Genomic DNA, 20,015 nt, shown 5'->3' on the forward strand with positions numbered 1-20,015 from the left:
TCACCGCGCCGGTTCCAGCTCCACCGCCTGCACGACGTTGCGCCCTTGCGCCTTCGCGCGGTAGAGCGCCTGGTCCGCGCGGCGCATCACCTCGGTGGCGCTCTCGTCCTGCCGCGACGACTCCGCGATGCCGAAACTGGCCGTCAGCGGCCAGTCCCGCCCGTCCCATGCGAACGGATGGGCCGCCAGCAGCGCGCGCATCCGCTCAGCCACCAGCGCCGCGCCGGCGATGCCGGTATGGGGCAGCAGCACGCAGAACTCTTCGCCGCCCAGACGCGCAAGCCGGTCCACCTCGCGCAGGCAAGGGCGCACCACCGTGACCATCGCCTTCAGCGCCGCATCGCCCGCCGCATGGCCCAGCGTGTCGTTGAGCTGCTTGAAGCGGTCCATGTCCAGCAGCACCAGCGCGTAGCCGTGGCCGCGCATCTGGCGCGAATGCTCCGCCTCGATGGCCTCGGACAGCGCGCGCCGGTTCAGCGCGTCGGTGAGCGGATCGCGCTCGGTCAGGCGGCGGATCTCCAGCACCAGCTTCATCAGCAACAGGAACGCGATCCAGCCATTGATCAGCAGCGCCAGCACCAGCGAGGCCCACAGCCACGCGATGTTGAAGGCGCTGGCGACGTCGATGTCGGCGGTGCTGCCGGGCGCGAGCAGCGCCTCGGCCGGCCGCGCGAGCAACAGCAGGCCCACCACCGCCAGCGGCGAAGCCAGCACCAGCGCGGCGCGCGCGTTCAAGCCGCGCGCACGCAGCAGCCGCCAGGCATCGAGCGTCGATCGCATCGCCAGCGCGCTCATCGCGCCGTAGAGCAGCAGCTTGTGCGGCAGCGTGTCCGGGCCGCCGGTGAAGCGCGCGCTCAGGACGCCGATGGCGACGGTCATCGCCAGCACCAGGCGCCAGGGCGCCGGACGTTCGCCGACCAGCGGCACCGCCAGCCGGATCAGTCCGAAGCCCGCCAGCGACAGCAGATCCGACCACCAGTAATGCAACGGCAGCGTCAGCCCGAGCGCGTCATGCAGCAGGAAGGAGGCGCCCAGCATCGCGTTCGCGCCGGCGACGCTGGCGCAGGCCCAGGGTGACTCGCGCAGCCCGGCGGCGATCATCAGCCACACCAGCGTGGCGACGCCGAACACCGCGACCAGCGCGGCAATCAGCGAGACCGGATCGGCGGCGTGCGGCATCAGCGGCGACATCACGCGAGCTCCGCTTCATCGACGGCGCGCAGGACGCGGTTGCGCCCGCGCGCCTTGGCCGCGTACATCGCCGCGTCGGCACGGGCCAGCGCGCCGCGGCCATGCGCGTCACCGGCGCGCATCGTCGCGACGCCGAAGCTCGCGCTGATCGGCCACAGTTTGTCGCCCCAGGCCAGCGGCTGGGCCTGCAGCAGCTGGCGCAGACGCTCGGCGACCCGCATCGCGCCGTCCGGGTCGGTGTCGGGCAGCAGCACCGCGAACTCCTCGCCGCCGAGGCGGCCGAAGCAGTCGGTGTCGCGCAGCGTCTCGCCGAGCACGCGCGCCAGATGCTGCAGCGCGGCGTCGCCGCCGGCATGACCGAGCTCGTCGTTGATGCGCTTGAAGTGGTCGACATCCAGCACCAGCACCGCGTGGCCGCGGCCGCGCTCGGCCTGGGCCTGCAGGCGGGCGAGGTGTTCCTCGAAGGCGCGCCGGTTGAGCACCCCGGTCAGCGCGTCACGGCGCGTGAGGTGACGCACGCGGGCGATCAGGCGCTGCATCACCAGCGCGACCAGGCCGGTGGCGATGGTGAGGTCGACGACCAGCCGCAGCAGCGCCAGCGGCGCGTTGGCGGCCAGGCCGGCGAGATCGAGGCCGGCCGGCATCCAGCCGAGCAGGCCGCCGGCGCGCCAGAAGCATCCGGACGCCAGCACGAGGTAGGGCAGCACCACCACGCTGGTGAGACCGGCGCGGAAGCCGGCGCCCGCGGCCACGTCCCAGGCGGCCATCAGCGCGAGCACGCCGCCCGCGAGGTTGGCGACGGCGCGCGCGGTGGACAAGTCCGTATCGCCGGCGGTCGCCGCGGTGGCCAGCAGCCCGGCCGCCGCCACCGCGGCGATGTCCCAGGCGCGGTAACGCACTCGCATCAGCGCACGCACGCCGGCCGCCAGCAGGGCCGCGGACAGCACGTCCAGCGGCAGTGCGACGAGCCGTTCCATCGCAGCGGGCAGCGCCGGCCACCAGGCCAGCGCGAGCAGCCCGTGATAGGCCGAGATGCGGCGCGCCGCGCGTGGCGCGATGCGCAGCACCTGGCCCAGCGCCAGCCAGACGACGCAGGCGATCGCGTCGATGACGGCGATCACCATCAGCAAGGTGGCGGCGTCGAGGGGCGGCATGTGGACCCTTTTCCCTAGGCGGTCGAGGGCACCTCACCGTGCCCGCGTTCATGGCCGCGCCGGGATGACGCCGCCCCCTGTCCAGGGGCAATCCCCGTGCGGGGACCTCAGCGGCGCTCGACCAGGATCGGCGTCAGCGCCATCGCCGAGCGCACGCGGTCAGCGGCCGCGCGGGCATCCTCGCGGCTCGTGAACGGACCGGCCTGCAGGCGGTGCAGGTTCTTGTCCTTGAAGATCGTCAGCATCGGCGCGATCTCCTCCATGCCGCGGGTGAACTGCTCGCGCAGCTGCTCGGCGCCCTCCAGGCGCGAGAACGCGCCGAACTGCAGCCAGAAGCCCTGCGCCGCGGCGATCTTCAGCGCCGGCACCGGGGCGGCCGGATCCGCCGCGGCGATCGCGCCGGCGGTGGCGGCTGCCATGGCGTCGGCCTTCGATTGACCGGGCGGCGGCAGGTCGCTGCCTGGCGGCAGCGCGGTAATGGGAATGGGCTTCAGGGCGGCGTCGGCGCTGGCCGTGGTGGCCGCGGTGGCCGGGACAGGCGCGGGGGCGATGGTCACCGGCGCCGGCACCGGCACCTGAGCGGCCACCGGCGTCGCCGGCGGGCGCAGCTGGGCCGTGGTCGTCACGTCGGGGGCGCCGCTGGGGGTCGCGGCGGCGTAGACGGGGGTCTCGGCCGGCACCTTGGGATCGGGCGAGAGCGTGTCGCGGTCGCGCGTCCAGGCGCCGGTGCGGATGTCTTCGTAAGTGATGCGCTCGATCTCGACCGGCGCGACGCCGTTGAGCACATCCAGCTTGAGCGCGGCGGTGTAGCTCAGGTCGATGATGCGGCCCTTGTGGAAGGGGCCGCGGTCGTTGATGCGGACGATGACCTCGCGGCCGTTCTTCGGGTTGCGCACGCGCGCGTAGCTCGGGATCGGCATGGTCGCGTGCGCCGCCGTCATCGCGTACATGTTGTAGACCTCGCCGCTGGAGGTCGGCTTGCCGTGGAACTTGCGTCCATACCAGGACGCCAGACCCTTCTGGACCAGCGGCTTGTCATCGGCCAGCGGCTCGTAGCGCTCGCCCAGGACTTCGTAGGGCTTGTTGGGACCGCCCTTGCGGATGGATTCCAGGCGGGGAACGGCGTCGGGGACTTTCTTCAGGTCGGGCGGGATGACGGCATCGGGGCCGTCCTTGTCGGGCCAGGAGGAGGGCTTGGGGCCGCCGGAGGGGCTCCGGCTGGGGGTGGGACCGCGGCTGGCGCAGGCGGCCAGGATCAGGGCACACGTCAGGACGGCCAGGCGCTGGCCGGCGGGGCGGGCTTCAAACATGGGCGCAACCCTAGCAATGCGGCGTGGTTTTGCCAAGGTTATGCTCCGCGCTCCCCTCCTTCCTTTCACGATCGTTGCGATCGTTACGTCCGCACCGTCATGAGCACCTACATCTTTCCTCCCGCGCCGCAGGCCGCCGTGGCCGTGCGCGGCACCGACGCCCGCTATGCCGTCAGCCGCATCTTCTGCGTCGGCCGCAACTACGCCGCCCACGCGCGCGAGATGGGCAGCGACCCGGACCGCGAGCCGCCGTTCTACTTCACCAAGCCGGCCAGCGCGCTGGCGCCGTCGGGCGGCACGATCCCGTACGCGCCGGGCACGAAGAATCTGCATTACGAGATGGAACTGGTGGTGGCGATCGGCAAGCCGGTGTTCAAGGCCACGCCGGAGCAGGCCGCCGAGGCGGTCTGGGGCTATGCCGCCGGGCTGGACATGACGCGCCGGGACCTGCAGAACGAGGCCAAGGCGATCGGCCGGCCTTGGGACCTGGGCAAGGGCTTCGAGCACTCGGCGGTGATCACCGAGCTGGTGCCGCGCGCCGAGCTGGGCGAGCTCGCCAAGGGCGCGATCACGCTGTCGGTGAATGGCGTCGAGAAACAGCGCGGTGACCTGTCGGACATGATCTGGAGCATTCCGGAACTGGTGGCCAACCTGTCGCAGTACTACCACCTGGAGCCGGGCGACCTGATCTACACGGGCACGCCGGAGGGCGTGGGTCCGGTGAAGCCGGGCGACCAGCTGCTGGGCGTGATCGAGGGCTTCGGCGAGCTGACGGTCACGATCGGCGAGGCCGAGTAAGCGAGGCGGCGCCGGCATGTTCGATCACAACGAGACCCTGGACGAGGCCCGCGCGCGCAACATCCGCGACGCGCTGTTCGAGGACATCGGCATCAGCGACTGGACCGCGCGGCTGGTGCCGGCGGAGCGGCGCGTGACGGCGCATGTGCGCGTGCGCGAGGCCGCGGTGCTGTGCGGGCGGGACTGGTTCGAGGGCGTGTTCCTGGCGCTGGACGGCTCGGCGCGGATCGACTGGCTGTATGACGAGGGTGCCGACATGGCGCCGGACACGCTGGTGTGCCGGATCGAGGCCGATGGCCGCGCGCTGCTCTCGGCGGAGCGTCCGGCGCTGAACTTCCTGCAGCTGCTCTCGGGCACGGCGACGGTGACGCGCGCGCATGCGCGGGCGATCGAAGGCGCGAGTCCGAATCCGCGTGGCTGCGCGGTGCTGGATACGCGCAAGACGCTGCCGGGGCTGCGGCTGGCGCAGAAGTACGCGGTGCGCGTGGGCGGCGGGGCGAATCAGCGGCTGGCGCTGTACGACGGCATCCTGATCAAGGAGAACCACATCGCCGCGGCGGGCGGGGTCACGCAGGCGCTGAAGCAGGCGCAGGCGCTGGACGCCGGGGTGACGATCCAGGTGGAGGTCGAGACCCTCGAGCAGCTGCGCGAAGCGCTCGCGGCCGGCGCGGTCAGCGTGCTGCTGGACAACTTCAGCGAGCCGATGATGCGCGAGGCGGTGGCGATCACTGGCGGCAAGGCGCTGCTGGAGGTGTCGGGCGGCGTGGCGATCGACCAGCTGCGCTGGATCGCGGCGACAGGCGTGGACCGCATCTCCATCGGACGCCTGACCAAGGACGCCAAGGCGGTTGACTACTCGATGCGCGTGGACTGAGGCGACGATGCGAAAGGAGGGCGCTGCGGGCTCTCTCAGACAATGATGTTTCTCATAGAGAAGCTCAGAGATGATCGCTTGTGAAGTCGTCAGCGATTATTGTCGGGCACGAGATAGGTCCAACATTCCTCGACGCTGAAATTCGGCGACATGTCGAAGCTGCTTCAGAAATGCAAGCAACGCCTTTGCGGCGATTACACAGTTCGGCGACGCTTGCACAAGCAGATCGGTTTCTTTGCGCAGGTTCAACATATCTCCGATATTGCCGCAAAACGCTTGAATTGCACCAATGTGCTTGTTTGAATATCGAGCGAGCAACGCCGTATCGTCAAGCAGCGATACATCATTGCGTTTGAGCTTTGCACCGGCTAGGGCAGCGTCACAGGTTTTTATCGAAAGAGTGATTCGGTCTTCGCTCGTCAAATACGAGAGAACGGCAGACTTGATACTGTATCCCACGGAATCAAGTGCTTCGATCTCGATGTCGCCCGGAGAGGCATAGGAATATTTGGCTACGCGCATTTCGTGCATCGAAGGAATCATCCGATGCATCGCATCAAAGAGATTTAGGCGACTATACCCCCCCTGCCACGGTGAATTCATATACTTTGATATTCGTTCCGGGAGATTGGTGATGAATCGAGGTGCGGTACAGTAGAAGAACGAATATAGACGATTGTAGCTGCTTGAGAATCTCGCTAAATCGGTAATGAACCATTGCCCATCGACTGGAATATCGAATCGTTTGGGGGCTAAGTCGCGTGCGAGACTAATGTCGGTCGTCAGTGTTTCATCGAAGAATGAATCTTCATCAGGGAAGTATTCTTCGATGGACTCACGATTGCTAATATATTTCGCATGACGATGAATTGAGGGCTCGCCATCAACGGCTCGAACGATTCGCTTGTCTAGGACAATGACCTTCGATGCCTGTTCAAGCAACTCGCGAAGGCTTACTTGCTTATCTAGATAAGCTACCAGTTCAGTACGATCTACAGGAAAGACGAGCCATCGATCTGCGATCGAGTCGTCATTGTCCACCCATAAGTAGATCCAACTGGACTGATAGCCTTTGAATAACGATACCAGTGGCTCGTCGAAAAAGACCAGATCGCAAATATGATGATGACGATCCAACTCGGAGACGTGACAACGCGCACCCTGGATTTTCCTCATAATGCTAGGCCCCCGACCTCGGCCACTGCGGCGACGGGATTAAAGTGCGCGTATTCAAATAGGTCGAAATGACCGTGCGTATCGGCAACCGTGGAGCGCCCGCAGGTGGCGTCGATGGAGATCTTGACGTAATGATCCCCCTTCTTTTGAAGGAACTTCTTGTTCGTCTTCAAAATTGCTTTGACTCGGACCGAAAGGAGTTCAAGACTGGAAAATAGAGAAACCGCATAGCTGGAGCAACACGGTGGCGGTGCTCGTCCATCCAGTCGATTTAAATCAAGGATCGCGTTCGGCAGAAAATTCCGCGGATCGGATATATCTGAAAAGCAGACACGAAAACCATATGTGTGATCCGCCAACTGCTTCGGTGGACAGCCGGTGAACTTCGAGATTTCCGCTTGATACTTTAGCGCATTTGACGTAATGACTTGCGCCTGCGCCGGCGCTTCATTAGCGGGAACTGCAGTGATGATTTTTGCAGTATTTACGCTGAACGAACCCGAGTCGTTTAACTTTGGTTGTGGCGAGTCTGAACTGGCCCCGCCCCGTGACGGTGTTGTCATGAATTCCTCCCTAGCAGAACTCGTGGCCACGCATCGAACGCGTGCGAGCATTTTTTGCGGAGTGTACGTCCGGAATACTGATCTAGGTGTGCAGGGCCACACGAACAAGGGGCTGGCGTCTGCGGTTCCGTCTGGATGACCTTCTTGAAAACGTCGCACAGCTGCCTAGATGCCAGACGTCAAGTCGAATCCAAAGCGCGGCGACGGGCGTGGACCGCATCTCGGTCGGACGCCTGACCAAGGACGCCAAGGCGGTTGACTACTCGATGCGGGTCGACGGCTGACGCCGACTTCTTCGTCAGCGATCCCTGCAATTCGGCGCCATATCTGGCGCCGAACTTCTTTCTGACACTGACCTCCTTCTCTCTTCGAAGGAGTCAGCAGAGATGGAAGCAAGCAATGACGATCGGGTGCCGGACGGAAATGCCAAAGCCATTCGAGACATTCTGAGCCGATGGACGGCCGGTAAGGCCATGCGAATCCTGAATGAGGTCGAAAGCCGGCTCCGACTCATGGCGGAACTGCGGGACAAGCTCCGCGTCGTGGGCGTCAAGGAGGTCCAGGAGCTTCAGCCGCTTTTTGAGCGTGGGCTTTGGATGCTCGGGCCACAGTTTGAATCGGTCCAGTTCACCGCGAACTGCGGAATGACAAGCGTGATCCGGGACTTGCTGGGTTGCCCCGAAGGACAGGGCTCGCGCCGCCGGCCTGACTTGGTGGTGCTTCCCGACAGCAGCCTGGGTTTCTATAGCTGTTCATCCTTTGACGACACCTACGAGGCGGATGGCATTGACCACGTGGTGGTGATTGAACTCAAGACGACGGGGCGCACGATTGATGGCCGGGACCGGGAGCAGGTCTGGAACTACATCAAGGAGTTGGAGCAGTCCGGTCACCTCAAAGCGAATACGCGTGTGGATGGCTACATCCTCGGCAGCAAGATCGCGCAGGGCGAGAACCGGTTCACCGTGTACAGCCCCACGATCAGGATCCGACCCATGCTGTATGCCACCGTCCTGACGAGGGCGGAGGGGCGACTGCTCAATCTGTACAGGGACATCAAGGACCCGCCGTTTCTCGGGGAGCCAGAGTCGCACATGACGCCGTGGCCGTTTGACGTCGAAGAGGCCGAGGCGGCGTGATGCCGGGAAAAGCAGGCGCACGCGGGCACCGGGATGGTGCCTGTCACGCCAGTCTTGTGCGCAAGGCTGGTGCGCGGATGCTCGCCAGACTTGCATACAAGACGGGTGCACCTGTGGCACACGTCCGGCCTTTCGCTGGCACGGAAGCTGCAAAGCCCCGTGCATGGGATCGACCGCCACCGACATCAGCCAACGCATCATCGAAGCGGTGCTGGCGCAGAAGCTGGCTCCCGGCACGCGGCTGGGAGAGCAGCAACTCGCCATGCTCTTCGACTGCAGCCGCACCATCGTCCGGGAGGCGCTGACGCGGCTGGCCGCGCGCGGCATCGTGACGGTCAGCGCGCGCCGTGGCTGGTATCTGATCGAGCCCTCGCTGGACGAGGCGCGCGAGGCCTTCGAGGCCCGCCGCGTGATCGAGCTGGGCCTGATCCGCGGCCGCCGCCCGCTCGACAAGCCCGCGATCACCCGCCTGAAGAAACACCTCGCGCAGGAAAAGGCCGCGCTGCGCGGCGACGACGTGGGCGCGCGCAGCTTCCTGCTCGGCGATTTCCATGTCTGCCTCGCGGAATGCCTGGGCAACAGCCTGCTCGCCGACACGCTGCGCGACTACACCGCGCGCACCACGCTGATCGCGATGCTCTACCAGTCGTCCCACGAGGCGGCGCAGTCCTGCCAGGAACACGTCGCCATCGTCGCGGCGCTCGAGCGCGGCGACGCCGCGCGCGCCGAGGCGCTGATGGCCGAGCACCTGGCCAGCGTGCAGTCCGGCCTTCAACTCGAGACCCCCGCCGGCGATCCGCTGCATCAGCTGCGCCAGGCGCTCACGCCCGTGACGCCGCCCGCGTCCGCGTCGGCATCGGCGCCGCCATCAGCGCCCTCATCGCGGCGCACCCGCGCCCTGCGCACCCGCGACGCGGACCCCACCGATTCCCCCCCTGCCGCCTACCTTGGAGCCTTGCTATGAGCCATGCCGTCCGTTCCTCCGTCCGCGCGCTGCTGCCGCGCCGCCTGCTGCTCGCCGCGGGTCTGGGCCTGCTCGCGCTGGGCGCCCAGGCGCAGACCGCGCTCGACACGATCACCAAGTCCAAGACCATCAAGATCGCCATCCCCACCGACTACCCGCCCTATGGCTTCGTCGGTCCGGACATGAAGCCGCAGGGGCTGGACGTCGCGATGGCCGAGCTGATCGCGGCCAAGCTCGGCGTGAAGGTGGAACTGGTGCCGGTCACCAGCGCCAACCGCATTCCCTATCTGCAGACGAAGAAGGCCGATCTGGTCATCTCGACGCTGGGCAAGAACCCGGAGCGCGAAAAGGTCATCGCCTTCAGCGCCGCCTACGCGCCGTTCTACCAGGCGGTCTTCGCGCCGAAGAGCCTGTCGATCAAGAGCTTCGCCGACCTGGCGGGCAAGTCCGTCGCGGTGACCCGCGGCGCGATGGAGGACCAGGAGCTCGCCAAGGTCGCGCCGCCGACGCTGGAGTTCAAGCGCTTCGAGGACAACAACGCGACCATCGCCGCGTTCGCCGCCGGCCAGACCCAGGTGCTTGCGACCAGCGCGGCGGTGGCCGGCAATCTGATGCAGCGCCAGCCCGGCCTGAACGTCGAATACAAGCTGCTGCTCAAGGACAGCCCCTGCTTCGTCGGCGTCGCCAAGGGCGAGGACGCGCTGCTGGCCAAGGTGAACGCGATCATCGCGGCGGCCAAGCAGGCCGGCGAGCTCGAGGCGCTGTCGAAGAAGTGGCTGGGCCGCGGCGCCGGCGATCTGCCGCTGTGAGCCGGCGATGATCGAGTTCGACTTCAGCGCCGTCCTGGCTGAATGGCCGCTGCTGCTGCGCGGCCTGGCGTGGACCGTCGGGCTGACGCTGGTCGCGGTGCCGCTGGGCCTGCTGATCGCGACGCTCGGCGCATGGGCGCGCGCCTGCGGCCCCGCCGCGCTGCGCCGTGCGGTCGGCGTCTATGTCGAACTGCTGCGCAACACGCCCTTCATCGTGCAGCTGTTCTTCGTCTTCTTCGGTCTGCCGTCGCTGGGCGTGAAGCTCTCGCCGGTGACCGCGTCGATGATCGCGATGACGCTCAACCTCGGCGCCTACGGCACGGAGATCCTGCGCGCCGGCATCCAGGCCGCGCCGCGCGGGCAATGGGAGGCGGCGCAGAGCCTGGCGCTGGGTCCGGTGCAGGTCTTCACCCGCGTGATCCTGCCGCCCGCGTTCAAGCGGGTGTGGCCGGCGATGACCAGCCAGATCGTGATCGTGATGCTGGGCTCGGCGGTGTGCGGGCAGATCTCCACCGAGGAGCTCAGCTACGCCGCCAACCTGATCCACAGCCGCAACTTCCGCGCCTTCGAGGCGACCTTCGTCGCGCTGGCGATCTACCTCGCGCTGACGCTGGTGCTGCGGCGCTTCCTGCTGTGGGCCGGGCCCAAGTGGTTCTTCGGAGGAGCGCCGCGTGGTTGAGTTCACCCTCTGGGACATCCTGCGCAATCTCGCGCTCGCGCTGCGCTGGACGGTGGCGCTGTCGCTGATCGCGTTCATCGGCGGCGGGCTGGTCGGCGGCGCGCTGCTGTGCCTGCGCCTGGCCTTGGGCCGCAAGACCGGACGGCTGATCGCCACCTACGTCGGCCTCTTCCAGGGCACGCCGCTGCTGATGCAGCTGTTCCTGGCGTACTTCGGGCTGGCGCTGCTGGGCATCGAGGTCTCGGCCTGGACGGCCGCGGCACTCGCCCTGACGCTCTACACGAGCGCCTATCTGGTCGAGATCTGGCGCGGTTGCGTCGAGGCCGTGCCGCGCGGTCAATGGGAAGCCGCGCGCTGCCTGGCGATGAGCTTTGGCGAGCAACTGCGCCACGTCATCCTGCCGCAGGCGATGCGTCTGGCGATCGCGCCGACGGTCGGCTTCCTGGTGCAGGTCATCAAGGGGACGGCGCTGGCCTCGGTGATCGGCTTCGTCGAGCTGACCAAGGCCGGCGGCATGATCGCCAACGCGACCTTCCAGCCCTTCCTCGTCTTCGGCTGCGTGGCGCTGTTCTATTTCGCCCTGTGCTTCCCCGTGAGCCTGATCGCCCAACATCTGGAAAGGAAGCCGCATGGCCGCGCTGCCTGATATCACCGATTCGCAGACCCCGGCTGTGCCTCGCGTGCCGATCGTGCGCATCACCGCGCTGCGCAAGTCCTATGGTGACAACGAGGTGCTCAAGGGCATTGACCTGGACGTGATGCGGGGCGAGGTGATCGCGCTGATCGGCAAGAGCGGATCGGGCAAGAGCACCCTGCTGCGCTGCATCAACGGGCTGGAACAGTTCCAGGACGGCTCGCTGACGGTGGCCGGCAAGCCGCTGCTGCACGAGAGCGCGATGGCGATGCGCGCGCTGCGGCAGCAGGTCGGGATGATTTTTCAAAGCTTCAATCTGTTCCCGCACCTGAGCGTGGGCCGCAACGTGATGCTGGCGCCGACGCTGGTGAAGCAGCGCACCGCCAAGGAGGCCGCCGAGCAGGCGAGGGCGCTGCTGGCGCGGGTGGGTCTGGCGGAGAAGTTCGATGCGATGCCCGATCAACTGAGCGGCGGCCAGCAGCAGCGCGTGGCGATCGCGCGGGCGCTGGCGATGGAGCCGCAGGTGCTGCTGTGCGACGAGATCACGTCGGCGCTCGATCCGGAGCTGGTCGGCGAGGTGCTGCGCGTCGTCGAGTCGCTGGCGGACGAGGGCATGACGCTGCTGATGGTCACGCACGAGATGAACTTCGCGCGCAAGGTCGCGGACCGGGTGATCTTCATGCATCAGGGCCGCGTGCATGAGATGGGCGCGCCAGCGGAGATCTTCGGGTCGCCGCGGACGGCGGAGTTGAGGCAGTTCCTGAAGTCGCTGGATGACTGATGGCGAGAGCGGTATCGCGGCTTAGACTGCTCCGCACTTCACGAGGAGCCCCGCCATGCCGAACCGCCGCACGATCCTCCGATCCACGCTCGCGCTTTCATCGGGCGCGTTGACGGGCTCCGCCATCGCCGCGCCGGCCGACGAGACGCCTCACGCCGCTGACGCGTCCAACCCGGTCCGCGATGCCGAGATCGCCTTCGCCGCCACGCTCGCGCGGCGCGACTTCAAGGCCTTCGCGGAGTTCGTCGCCGAGGATGCCGTCTTCATCGGCGGGGGCAAGCCGCAGCGCGGCCGCGCCGCGGTGCTCGCCAGCTGGAAACGCTTCTTCGACGGCCCGGAGGCGCCGTTCTCGTGGGCGCCGGATCTCGTCGAGGTGCTGCCCAATGGCCAGCTCGGCTACAGCACCGGCCCGGTCCACGTGAAGGGCAAGCTCGTCGCGCGCTTCGCGTCCACCTGGCGCCGCGATCCCGATGGGCGCTGGCGCGTCGTCTTCGACAACGGCAGCGACGTCTGCGATTGCAAGGACCTGGCGTAAGGCCAGGCCCGGCGGCTCACGCGAACCAGTCCTCGTCCGGCAGTTGCTCGAACACCCGCTTCAAGCCCGCGCCCCAGCCCTGGCTGATCGTCGTGAAGTAGGGATCGTCCTTGGTGATCCGGTGCGGCTGCGCCGGCGCGAAACTGTCCGTCTTGTAGAGCAGCATGTCGATCGGCAACCCCACCGACAGGTTGCTGCGGATCGTCGAGTCGAACGAGATCAACGCGCATTTCGTCGCCTCCGCCAGCGAGCTGTCGAAGTCGATGACGCGGTCGATGATGGGCTTGCCGTATTTCGATTCGCCGATCTGCAGGTAGGGCGTGTCTTCCGTCGCCTCGATGAAGTTGCCCTGCGGATAAACGTGGAAGATGCGCGGCGCCTCGCCGCGGATCTGCCCGCCCACGATGAAGTTGGCACCGAAGTCCACGCCCTGGTTCAACTGGTCGTTGCCTTCGCTGTCCCGCGACACCACTTCCTTCAGCGTGCGTCCGAGCAGCTCCGCGACGTCGTACATCGACGTCAGCTTCATCAGGTGCCGGCCCTCGCCCATGGCGCGCTGGCGCAGAAGGCTCACCACGCTCTGCGTCGTCGCCAGGTTGCCCGCGTTGAGCAGCGTGATCAGGCGCTCGCCCGGCTGCTCGAAGACATTCATCTTGCGGAAGGTCGCGATGTGGTCCACGCCCGCGTTGGTGCGGGAATCCGACGCGAACAGCAGGCCGGCACGCAGCCGCATGGCAACACAGTAAGTCATGGGGCGGGAGCGTAGCCGATCAATCCCGCGCCGTGCGCGCCCTGCGCCGCGTCATTGCTGGTCCCCCGTGCCGGGTTTCACGAGCACTTCGGCCCGCATCGTTTCCAGCCCACCGCCTGTTCGTACGCCGCGCACCGGACAGGCGTCCAGGTAGTCCGCGCCGATGGCCAGCTTCACGTGCCTGCCATCGGCCAGGCACTGGTTGCTGATGTCGTAGCCCAGCCAGCCGCCCGCCATGCCGTGCGCGGGGGCCCGGCCTTGCGGGGCATCGGGCAGCCGCACTTCCGCCCAGGCATGGCTCGCCACATGCTCGAAATCGGTCGCCAGATAGCCCGACACATAGCGCGCCGGCAGGCCCAGCAGCCGGGCGCAGCAGACGAAGACCTGCGCGTGGTCCTGGCAGACGCCGCGGCCGGTCTGGAAGGCCTCGGCCGCCGGCGTGGCCGCGTCGGTGTAGCCCTTCAGATAGGGCATGCGCTCACCGATCGCCGCCATCAGCGACAGCAGCGCCTCATGCGCGTCGGCCTTGGCCGCGTCCGCGAAGCCGGCGGCGAACTGCCGCAGCGCCTCGTCCGCGCGCGTCAGCGCGCTGTCGCGCAGGAACAGCGGCGCGGGCAGCTCGTCTTCCGGGTCGGGCGACGGCGGCGCGTCGCCGGTGTCCACCTCGCCGATGGCGCGCAGCACGATCTCCCGGCCCGGTCCGTCCAGGCTCAGCACATGCATCGTGTTGCCGAACGCATCCTTGCAGGCGCTGGCGGGTGCCGGCAGTTCCAGCCGCCATTGCAGCAGCTGGAACCCACGCCCTGGCCGCGGCGTCAGCCGCAGGTACTGCGTGCTGCGCGCCACCGGCGCGTCGTAGTCGTAGACGGTCTCGTGCGAAATGTGCAGATGCATGGCCCGGTCTCCTGGATCTTCATGTCGCGGTCGGACGCCGCGTTCATTGCGCCTCGAAGTAGGCCTGCTGGATGTCCAGGCCCAGCCGCGCCGAGTCCTGCAGGAAGCCCGTGAGCCACGGGTGCAGCCCTTGTTCGAGGATCTCGTCCACGGCGGCGTACTCGAGCCGCAGCGCCAGCCGTCCCGCGCTCTGTTTGGCGGTGCGGCCGGCGTCCTCGGCGCCGCCGCGCGCCTCGATCTGCGGCAGGATCGCACGAATCTCGTCGCAGCAGGCGCGCAGCGAGCGCGGCACGTCGGGCCGCAGGATCAGCAGCTCCGTCACGCGCCGGCCGTTCAGGCTGTCGCGATAGGCCGCGTGATACGCCTCGAAGGCCGACAGCGAGCGCAGCAGCGCGTTCCACGCGTAGAAGTCGGGGGCGCTCTCGCTCGGCGCGTCGACGGGCGCGAGCGTGTCCACCGCCGGCGCGATCAGCTGCGACTTCACGTCCAGCAGCCGCGCGGTGTTGTCGGCGCGCTCGACGAAAGTGCCCAGCCGGATGAAGCAGTAGGCATCGTTGCGCTGCAGCGTGCCGTAGGTCGCGCCGCGGAACAGGTGCGACCGCTCCTTCACCCAGTCGAAGAAGGACGAGGGCTCGGCCACGCCCTTGCGCGCCAGCGCGCGGGCCTCCAGCCAACTGGTGTTGATGGCTTCCCACATCTCGGCGGTGATCTGGCCGCGCACCGCATGCGCGTTCTCGCGCGCCTGCCGGATGCACGACAGCACCGATGCCGGGTTCTCCAGGTCCGTGCCCATGAAGCGGAACAGCTGCTCGGCGCTCAGACGCGGATGGCGCGCCTGATAGGCCTCGAGCGTGCCGGTCACCGCGAGCGGCGCGGCCAGCTCCGTCGCGGCGCCGCGCGACTGCGGCAGCAGCGACAGCGAATGCGTCACGTCGAGCATGCGCACGAGGTTCTCGGCGCGCTCCAGATAGCGGCTCATCCAGTAGAGCTGGGAGGCGGTGCGGCTCAGCATGTCGAGCCTCCCGCCGGGCCGTCCCCAAGGGAGGCGGGCGCCCCCCCGGGGGGCAGCGAACGAAGTGAGCGTGGGGGCTTCATGTTCTCTCCAGGATCCAGGTGTCCTTGGTGCCGCCACCTTGGGACGAATTCACCACCAGCGAGCCCGCCTTCAGCGCCACGCGCGTCAGGCCGCCGGCCACCATGTTGACCTCGCGCCCGGAGAGCACGAAGGGCCGCAGGTCGATGTGGCGCGGCGCGATGCCGCGCTCCACGAAGGTCGGACAGCTCGACAGACACAGCGTCGGCTGCGCGATGTAGTTGGCCGGATTGGCCTTGACGCGCTCCTTGAAGTCGGCCACCTCGGCCGCCGTCGACGCCGGCCCCACCAGCATCCCGTAGCCGCCTGCGCCATGGACCTCCTTCACCACCAGGTCGGCCATGTGGTTCAGCACGTGGTCCAGGTCCTCGGGCTTGCGGCACTGCCAGGTCGGCACGTTGTGCAGGATGGGCTCCTCGCCCAGGTAGAAGCGGATCATGTCCGGCACATACGGATAGATGGACTTGTCGTCCGCCACGCCGGTGCCGATCGCGTTGGCCAGCACCACGTGCCCCTGCTTGTAGACCGACAGCAGCCCCGGCACGCCCAGCATGGAATCGGCCCGGAATGCCAGTGGATCGAGGAAGGCGTCGTCGATGCGGCGGTAGATGACGTCCACGCGCTTGGGGCCGACGGTGGTGCGCATGAAGACGAAGCCGTCCTTGACGAACAGGTCCTGCCCCTCGACCAGCTCCACGCCCATCTGCTGCGCGAGGAAGGCGTGCTCGAAGTAGGCCGAGTTGAACGGCCCCGGCGTCAGCACGACCACCGTCGGGTTGTCCGCGAGGCTGGCCTGGCGCAGCGTGTTGAGCAGCAGCGCCGGGTAATGCGCGACCGGCGCGATCGCGTAGGTCGCGAACAGCTCCGGGAAGAGCCGCATCATCATCTTGCGGTTCTCCAGCATGTAGCTCACGCCGGAGGGCACGCGCAGGTTGTCCTCCAGCACGTAATAGCCGCCGTCGGCATGGCGGATCAGGTCCACGCCGGTGATGTGGGCGTAGATGCCCAGCGGCAGGTCCAGCCCCTGCATCGCGGGCTGGTACTGCGCGTTGGCGAAGACCTGCTCGGCGGGAATCAGCCCGGCCTTCACGATCTCATGGCCGTGGTAGATGTCCCACAGGAAGCGGTTGAGCGCGGTGACGCGCTGGCGCAGGCCGCGTTCCAGCATCCGCCAGTCCTCGGCGGGGACGATGCGCGGCACGGTGTCGAAGGGGATCAGCCGCTCGGCGCCGGCCTCGTCGCCATAGACGGCGAAGGTGATGCCGACCTTGTGGAAGAGCAGATCGGCCTCGGCCCGTTTCTTGGCCAGCGCCTCGGGCGTGCGCGCATGGAGCCAGTCCGCGAAGGCCTGGTAGCTGGGCCGGATCGCGCCGCTTTGCAGCAGCATCTCGTCATAGTGGCCGGCGGGCGGCAGGGTCAGCGCATGCATGGGGTCTCCAGGGACGGACCGCCTCCGGGCGGCGGCCCGGCGGGGCAGGTTGCAAGGCCCGTGCCCAGCCCGGCGCGTCGCGCGGGCCGGCATGGACGCCAGCTTGACCGCTTTTGGTGCGCCTGCAAAGGCCGCCCCGGGGCGGTGCGCCCACAGGCTCCGTCATCGCCCGCTGCTGGTGCAGTGGCACTATCCCGCGTTGCGGGCGCGCTCCGCTCTCGCTACAACTGCCGTCAATGCCTCAAGACACCCCGGTCTCCCCACCCTCGTCCCCCGCCGCCGGCGCTTCCCCGCCGGCCCCGGGCGCCGCCACCGCCGCCGACTTCATCCCGCCGCGCGGCTCGCGGGCCTCGCTGGGCCGCTGGCTCACCGCGCTGGTGTTCGCCGCGGTGGCGGTGGCGGTGGCGATCTCGGTGCTGCTGATCGAGAACTTCGCCCGCGCCCATGCCGAGCGCCGCGCGGTCGAGTCCTTGCGCCAGGTCGCGGTGGACTTCCGCGACGCGCTGGACCGCGGCATGGCGCAGCAGTTCAAGGAGGTGCGCGTGCTGGCCCAACTGGAGCCGTTCCGCGATTTCCGCGATCCGGAGTCGATGCGCCGCGCGCTGGACCAGGTGCAGATCGGTTTCGACCACTTCGCCTGGCTGGGCGTGACCGACGCGCAGGGCAAGGTGTTGGCGTCGGCGGGCGGGCTGCTGGCCGGCGTGGACGTGTCCAAGCGGCCCTGGTGGCAGGGCGCGAAGAACGGCCAGCCCTTCGTCGGCGACGTCCATGCGGCGCTGCTGCTGGAGAAGCTGCTGCCGCGCCGCAGCGAGCCGTGGCGCTTCGTCGATTTCGCGGTGCCGCTGCTGGACGACGGCGGCCAGCTGCGCGGCGTCTTCGGGGCGCATCTCAGCTGGGGCTGGGCGCGGCAGATCAAGAGCGAGCTGATCGACGCGACGATGGCCTCGCACAAGGCCGACGCGCTGGTGCTGGGCAAGGATGGCGCGGTGATCCTCGGCCCCACGGAGCTCGAAGGCAGGAAGATGACGCTCGGCGCGGAGAGCGGCCAGGGCCTGCGGCATCACGCGCTGGACGGCGTGGACTACTTCGCGGTGAGCGTGCCCAGCCACGGCTATGGCGTCTATCCGGGCCTGGGCTGGACGGTGCTGGTCCGGCAGCCGGTCGAGGTGGCGCTGGCGGACTACTTCGAGCTGCGCCGCCAGATCATCCTGTGCGCGGTGCTGCTGCTGGCGGCCGCGGTGCCGGTGAGCTGGTGGCTGGCGCGGCGCATGAGCCGTCCGCTGAATGCGTTGTCCGAGGCCATCTCGCATCGCCGCCACCTCAGCGAGGACGCGCTGCCCGACGTCGGCGGCTACCGCGAGGCGGCGGTGCTGTCGCAGGCGCTGAACGACCTGGCGCGGCGTCAGGCCGAGCAGGACCGCTCGCTGGCGCAGCTCAATGCGTCGCTGGAGCTGCGGGTGCAGGCGCGCACGCTGGAGCTGCATGACGCGATGCTGCGCCAGGAGGCGAGCGAGCAGCGCCTGCGCATGATCGCGGACAACCTGCCGGTGCTGATCTCCTACATCGACGCGCAGGAGCGGCTGCGCTTCCTCAACGCGACCTTCCGCAGCTGGATGGGCATGGCGCCCGAGGAGGCGCTGGGCCGGCCGCTGATCGACGTGATCGGGCCGGTGCTGCACGCGCAGCGGCTGCCCTATCTGAAGGGCGCGCTGGCGGGTGTGCGGCAGCGCTTCGAGACCCGCTCCGAGGCCAACGGCGTGGTGCGCGACATGCTGACCGAGTACGTGCCCGATCTGCAGCCCGACGGCAGCGTGGCGGGCGTCTACACGCTGGCGACCGACATCACCGCGTTCAAGCAGGTCGAGCGCGAGCTGGACCAGCTCAGCCGGGTGGACCCGCTGACCGGGCTGCCGAACCGGCGCCAGTTCGAGTCGCGCCTGTCCGAGTCGCTGGCCCGCGCGCGGCGCAGCCAGAAGACGATGGCGCTGATGTTCCTGGACCTGGACCACTTCAAGCAGATCAACGACGCGCTGGGCCATGCGGCCGGCGACGCGGTGCTGCGGGCCTTCGCAGACCGGGTGCGGGGCGCGGTCCGGGAGACCGATCAGCTCTGCCGCCTGGCGGGCGACGAGTTCGTGCTGATCCTGGAGAACCTGAATGCGCCGGAGGAGGCGGGCGGCGTCGCGGGCAAGGTGCTCGACGCGGTGAAGGCGCCGCTGACGCTGCAGGGCCAGGAGGTGGCGATGTCCACCAGCATCGGCATCGCCTGCCACGACGGCGGCCTGGAGGGCGAGGTCGCGCTGCTGGGCCGCGCCGACGACGCGCTCTACGCCGCCAAGGCGGCGGGGCGCGGTTGCTGGAAGCTGGCGGACTGAGGGCGGATATATTGCGACCCTTCCTTCGCCGCTCCGGCCAAAGAGAGAGGGCCCCGCTTTGCCTTGCACCCGTCCGATGAGCATCGCCCGCCGCGCCGCGGTGCCGAGGTTCGCGCTGAGGTTCGCGTTGACGTGCGCGCTGATGGCCGCCGGCCCCGCGCGCGCCGCGGACGTGACCGTCTCCGCCGCTGCGAGCCTGACCAACGCCTTCAAGGAATTGGCGCCGGCCTTTGAGGCCGCTCATCCGGGCACCAGGCTGCTGTTCAACTTCGCCGCCTCGGACGCGCTGCTGGCGCAGATCGTCAAGGGCGCGCCGGTCGATGTGTTCGCGTCGGCGGACCAGGAGACGATGGACAGGGCTCAGCAGCAGAAGTTGCTGGTGGACGGCACGCGGCGCAATTTCGTGCGCAATGCGCTGGTCGTCATCACGCCGGCCGAGCAGGGCGTCGCGCTGAAGTCGCTGAGCGACCTGCAGCAGGTGGCGGTCAAGCGCGTCGCCATCGGCAAGCCCGAGGGCGTGCCCGCCGGCCGCTACGCCAAGGGGGCGCTCGAGAAGGCGGGCCTGTGGCAGGCGGTCGAGCCCAAGGCGGTGTTCGCGCAGAACGTGCGCCAGGCGCTGGACTACGTCGCTCGAGGCGAGACCGAGGCTGGCTTCGTCTACGCGACCGATGCCCTCGTCATGAAGGACAAGGTCCGCGTGCTGTTCCGCGTGCCGACCGAGACGCCGATCTCGTATCCGATCGCCGTCACCCCTGGCGGATCGAATGCCGCCGGCGGCCGCCAGTTCCTGGACTTCGTCGCGTCGGCGGCGGGTCAGGCCGTGCTGGCGAAGCACGGCTTCGAGCAGCCCTGAGATCAGGGGAGCG

20 protein-coding genes are annotated in these 20,015 nt (G+C 68.2%); 11 read left to right on the forward strand and 9 right to left on the reverse strand.

The window, feature by feature from the left end:
* The 3 genes from ABDW61_RS01395 to ABDW61_RS01405 all read right to left on the reverse strand — a co-directional run bounded on the left by ABDW61_RS01395 (position 1) and on the right by ABDW61_RS01405 (position 3,655).
* Positions 1-1,191 (reverse strand): GGDEF domain-containing protein, encoded by a 1,191-nt coding sequence (locus ABDW61_RS01395; RefSeq protein WP_343635445.1) that lies wholly within the window; start codon positions 1,189-1,191, stop codon positions 1-3.
* Positions 1,191-2,345 (reverse strand): GGDEF domain-containing protein, encoded by a 1,155-nt coding sequence (locus ABDW61_RS01400; RefSeq protein WP_343635447.1) that lies wholly within the window; start codon positions 2,343-2,345, stop codon positions 1,191-1,193. The genes ABDW61_RS01395 and ABDW61_RS01400 overlap by 1 nt, the downstream gene beginning before the upstream one ends.
* Before the next feature lie 107 nt (positions 2,346-2,452).
* Complete coding sequence (locus ABDW61_RS01405; protein WP_343635449.1) at positions 2,453-3,655, reverse strand: septal ring lytic transglycosylase RlpA family protein; 1,203 nt, start codon at positions 3,653-3,655, stop codon at positions 2,453-2,455.
* A 99-nt stretch (positions 3,656-3,754) separates the two neighbouring features.
* Here ABDW61_RS01405 and ABDW61_RS01410 point away from each other — a divergent pair, with 99 nt between their 5' ends.
* Together ABDW61_RS01410 and nadC are read left to right on the forward strand one after the other, a co-directional pair.
* The gene (locus tag ABDW61_RS01410; RefSeq protein WP_343635451.1) at positions 3,755-4,453 is read left to right on the forward strand and encodes a fumarylacetoacetate hydrolase family protein; all 699 of its coding nucleotides are present in this window, start codon (positions 3,755-3,757) and stop codon (positions 4,451-4,453) included.
* Between the two features lie 16 nt (positions 4,454-4,469).
* The gene (gene nadC, locus ABDW61_RS01415; RefSeq protein ID WP_343635453.1) at positions 4,470-5,327 is read left to right on the forward strand and encodes a carboxylating nicotinate-nucleotide diphosphorylase; all 858 of its coding nucleotides are present in this window, start codon (positions 4,470-4,472) and stop codon (positions 5,325-5,327) included.
* A gap of 96 nt (positions 5,328-5,423) precedes the next feature.
* Here nadC and ABDW61_RS01420 read toward each other — a convergent pair whose 3' ends face one another.
* Complete coding sequence (locus ABDW61_RS01420) at positions 5,424-6,368, reverse strand: hypothetical protein (protein ID WP_343635455.1); 945 nt, start codon at positions 6,366-6,368, stop codon at positions 5,424-5,426.
* Positions 6,369-6,499: 131 nt separating this feature from the next.
* Positions 6,500-7,066 carry a hypothetical protein gene (locus ABDW61_RS01425; RefSeq protein WP_343635457.1) on the reverse strand — a complete coding sequence of 189 codons (567 nt, stop codon included), beginning with the start codon at positions 7,064-7,066 and terminating at the stop codon, positions 6,500-6,502.
* A gap of 386 nt (positions 7,067-7,452) precedes the next feature.
* Here ABDW61_RS01425 and ABDW61_RS01430 point away from each other — a divergent pair, with 386 nt between their 5' ends.
* The 7 genes from ABDW61_RS01430 (at position 7,453) to ABDW61_RS01460 (ending at position 12,607) form a co-directional block, all read left to right on the forward strand.
* Complete coding sequence (locus ABDW61_RS01430) at positions 7,453-8,205, forward strand: hypothetical protein (RefSeq protein WP_343635459.1); 753 nt, start codon at positions 7,453-7,455, stop codon at positions 8,203-8,205.
* A 163-nt stretch (positions 8,206-8,368) separates the two neighbouring features.
* Positions 8,369-9,169 (forward strand): GntR family transcriptional regulator, encoded by an 801-nt coding sequence (locus ABDW61_RS01435; RefSeq protein ID WP_343635461.1) that lies wholly within the window; start codon positions 8,369-8,371, stop codon positions 9,167-9,169.
* A complete protein-coding gene (locus ABDW61_RS01440) occupies positions 9,166-9,978 on the forward strand; it encodes a transporter substrate-binding domain-containing protein (protein ID WP_343635463.1) in 813 nt (270 codons plus the stop codon). Before ABDW61_RS01435 ends, ABDW61_RS01440 begins: the two co-directional genes overlap by 4 nt.
* A gap of 7 nt (positions 9,979-9,985) precedes the next feature.
* Entirely contained in the window at positions 9,986-10,657 is a 672-nt protein-coding gene (locus tag ABDW61_RS01445) for an amino acid ABC transporter permease (RefSeq protein ID WP_343635465.1), read from the forward strand.
* The gene (locus ABDW61_RS01450; RefSeq protein ID WP_343635467.1) at positions 10,650-11,303 is read left to right on the forward strand and encodes an amino acid ABC transporter permease; all 654 of its coding nucleotides are present in this window, start codon (positions 10,650-10,652) and stop codon (positions 11,301-11,303) included. Before ABDW61_RS01445 ends, ABDW61_RS01450 begins: the two co-directional genes overlap by 8 nt.
* Entirely contained in the window at positions 11,287-12,072 is a 786-nt protein-coding gene (locus ABDW61_RS01455; RefSeq protein WP_343635469.1) for an amino acid ABC transporter ATP-binding protein, read from the forward strand. The genes ABDW61_RS01450 and ABDW61_RS01455 overlap by 17 nt, the downstream gene beginning before the upstream one ends.
* A gap of 55 nt (positions 12,073-12,127) precedes the next feature.
* Entirely contained in the window at positions 12,128-12,607 is a 480-nt protein-coding gene (locus ABDW61_RS01460; protein WP_343635471.1) for a nuclear transport factor 2 family protein, read from the forward strand.
* A 16-nt stretch (positions 12,608-12,623) separates the two neighbouring features.
* Here ABDW61_RS01460 and ABDW61_RS01465 read toward each other — a convergent pair whose 3' ends face one another.
* From ABDW61_RS01465 to ABDW61_RS01480, 4 genes are all read right to left on the reverse strand, one after another.
* A complete protein-coding gene (locus ABDW61_RS01465; protein WP_343635473.1) occupies positions 12,624-13,358 on the reverse strand; it encodes a proteasome-type protease in 735 nt (244 codons plus the stop codon).
* 51 nt (positions 13,359-13,409) lie between these two features.
* Entirely contained in the window at positions 13,410-14,252 is an 843-nt protein-coding gene (locus ABDW61_RS01470; protein WP_343635475.1) for a transglutaminase family protein, read from the reverse strand.
* Between the two features lie 43 nt (positions 14,253-14,295).
* Positions 14,296-15,264, reverse strand: a complete 969-nt coding sequence (locus tag ABDW61_RS01475; protein WP_343635477.1) for an alpha-E domain-containing protein — start codon at positions 15,262-15,264, stop codon at positions 14,296-14,298.
* A gap of 79 nt (positions 15,265-15,343) precedes the next feature.
* On the reverse strand, positions 15,344-16,774 hold the full coding sequence (locus ABDW61_RS01480) for a circularly permuted type 2 ATP-grasp protein (RefSeq protein ID WP_343635479.1): 1,431 nt from the start codon (positions 16,772-16,774) through the stop codon (positions 15,344-15,346).
* A gap of 236 nt (positions 16,775-17,010) precedes the next feature.
* On the opposite strand from ABDW61_RS01480, the gene ABDW61_RS01485 reads away from it, so the two are divergent.
* The gene (locus tag ABDW61_RS01485; RefSeq protein WP_343635481.1) at positions 17,011-19,149 is read left to right on the forward strand and encodes a diguanylate cyclase; all 2,139 of its coding nucleotides are present in this window, start codon (positions 17,011-17,013) and stop codon (positions 19,147-19,149) included.
* A 76-nt stretch (positions 19,150-19,225) separates the two neighbouring features.
* The gene (gene modA, locus ABDW61_RS01490) at positions 19,226-20,002 is read left to right on the forward strand and encodes a molybdate ABC transporter substrate-binding protein (protein WP_343635483.1); all 777 of its coding nucleotides are present in this window, start codon (positions 19,226-19,228) and stop codon (positions 20,000-20,002) included.
* Positions 20,003-20,015 lie beyond the last annotated feature (13 nt).

This window comes from Roseateles sp. (assembly GCF_039595595.1).
Lineage (GTDB): Bacteria > Pseudomonadota > Gammaproteobacteria > Burkholderiales > Burkholderiaceae_C > Roseateles.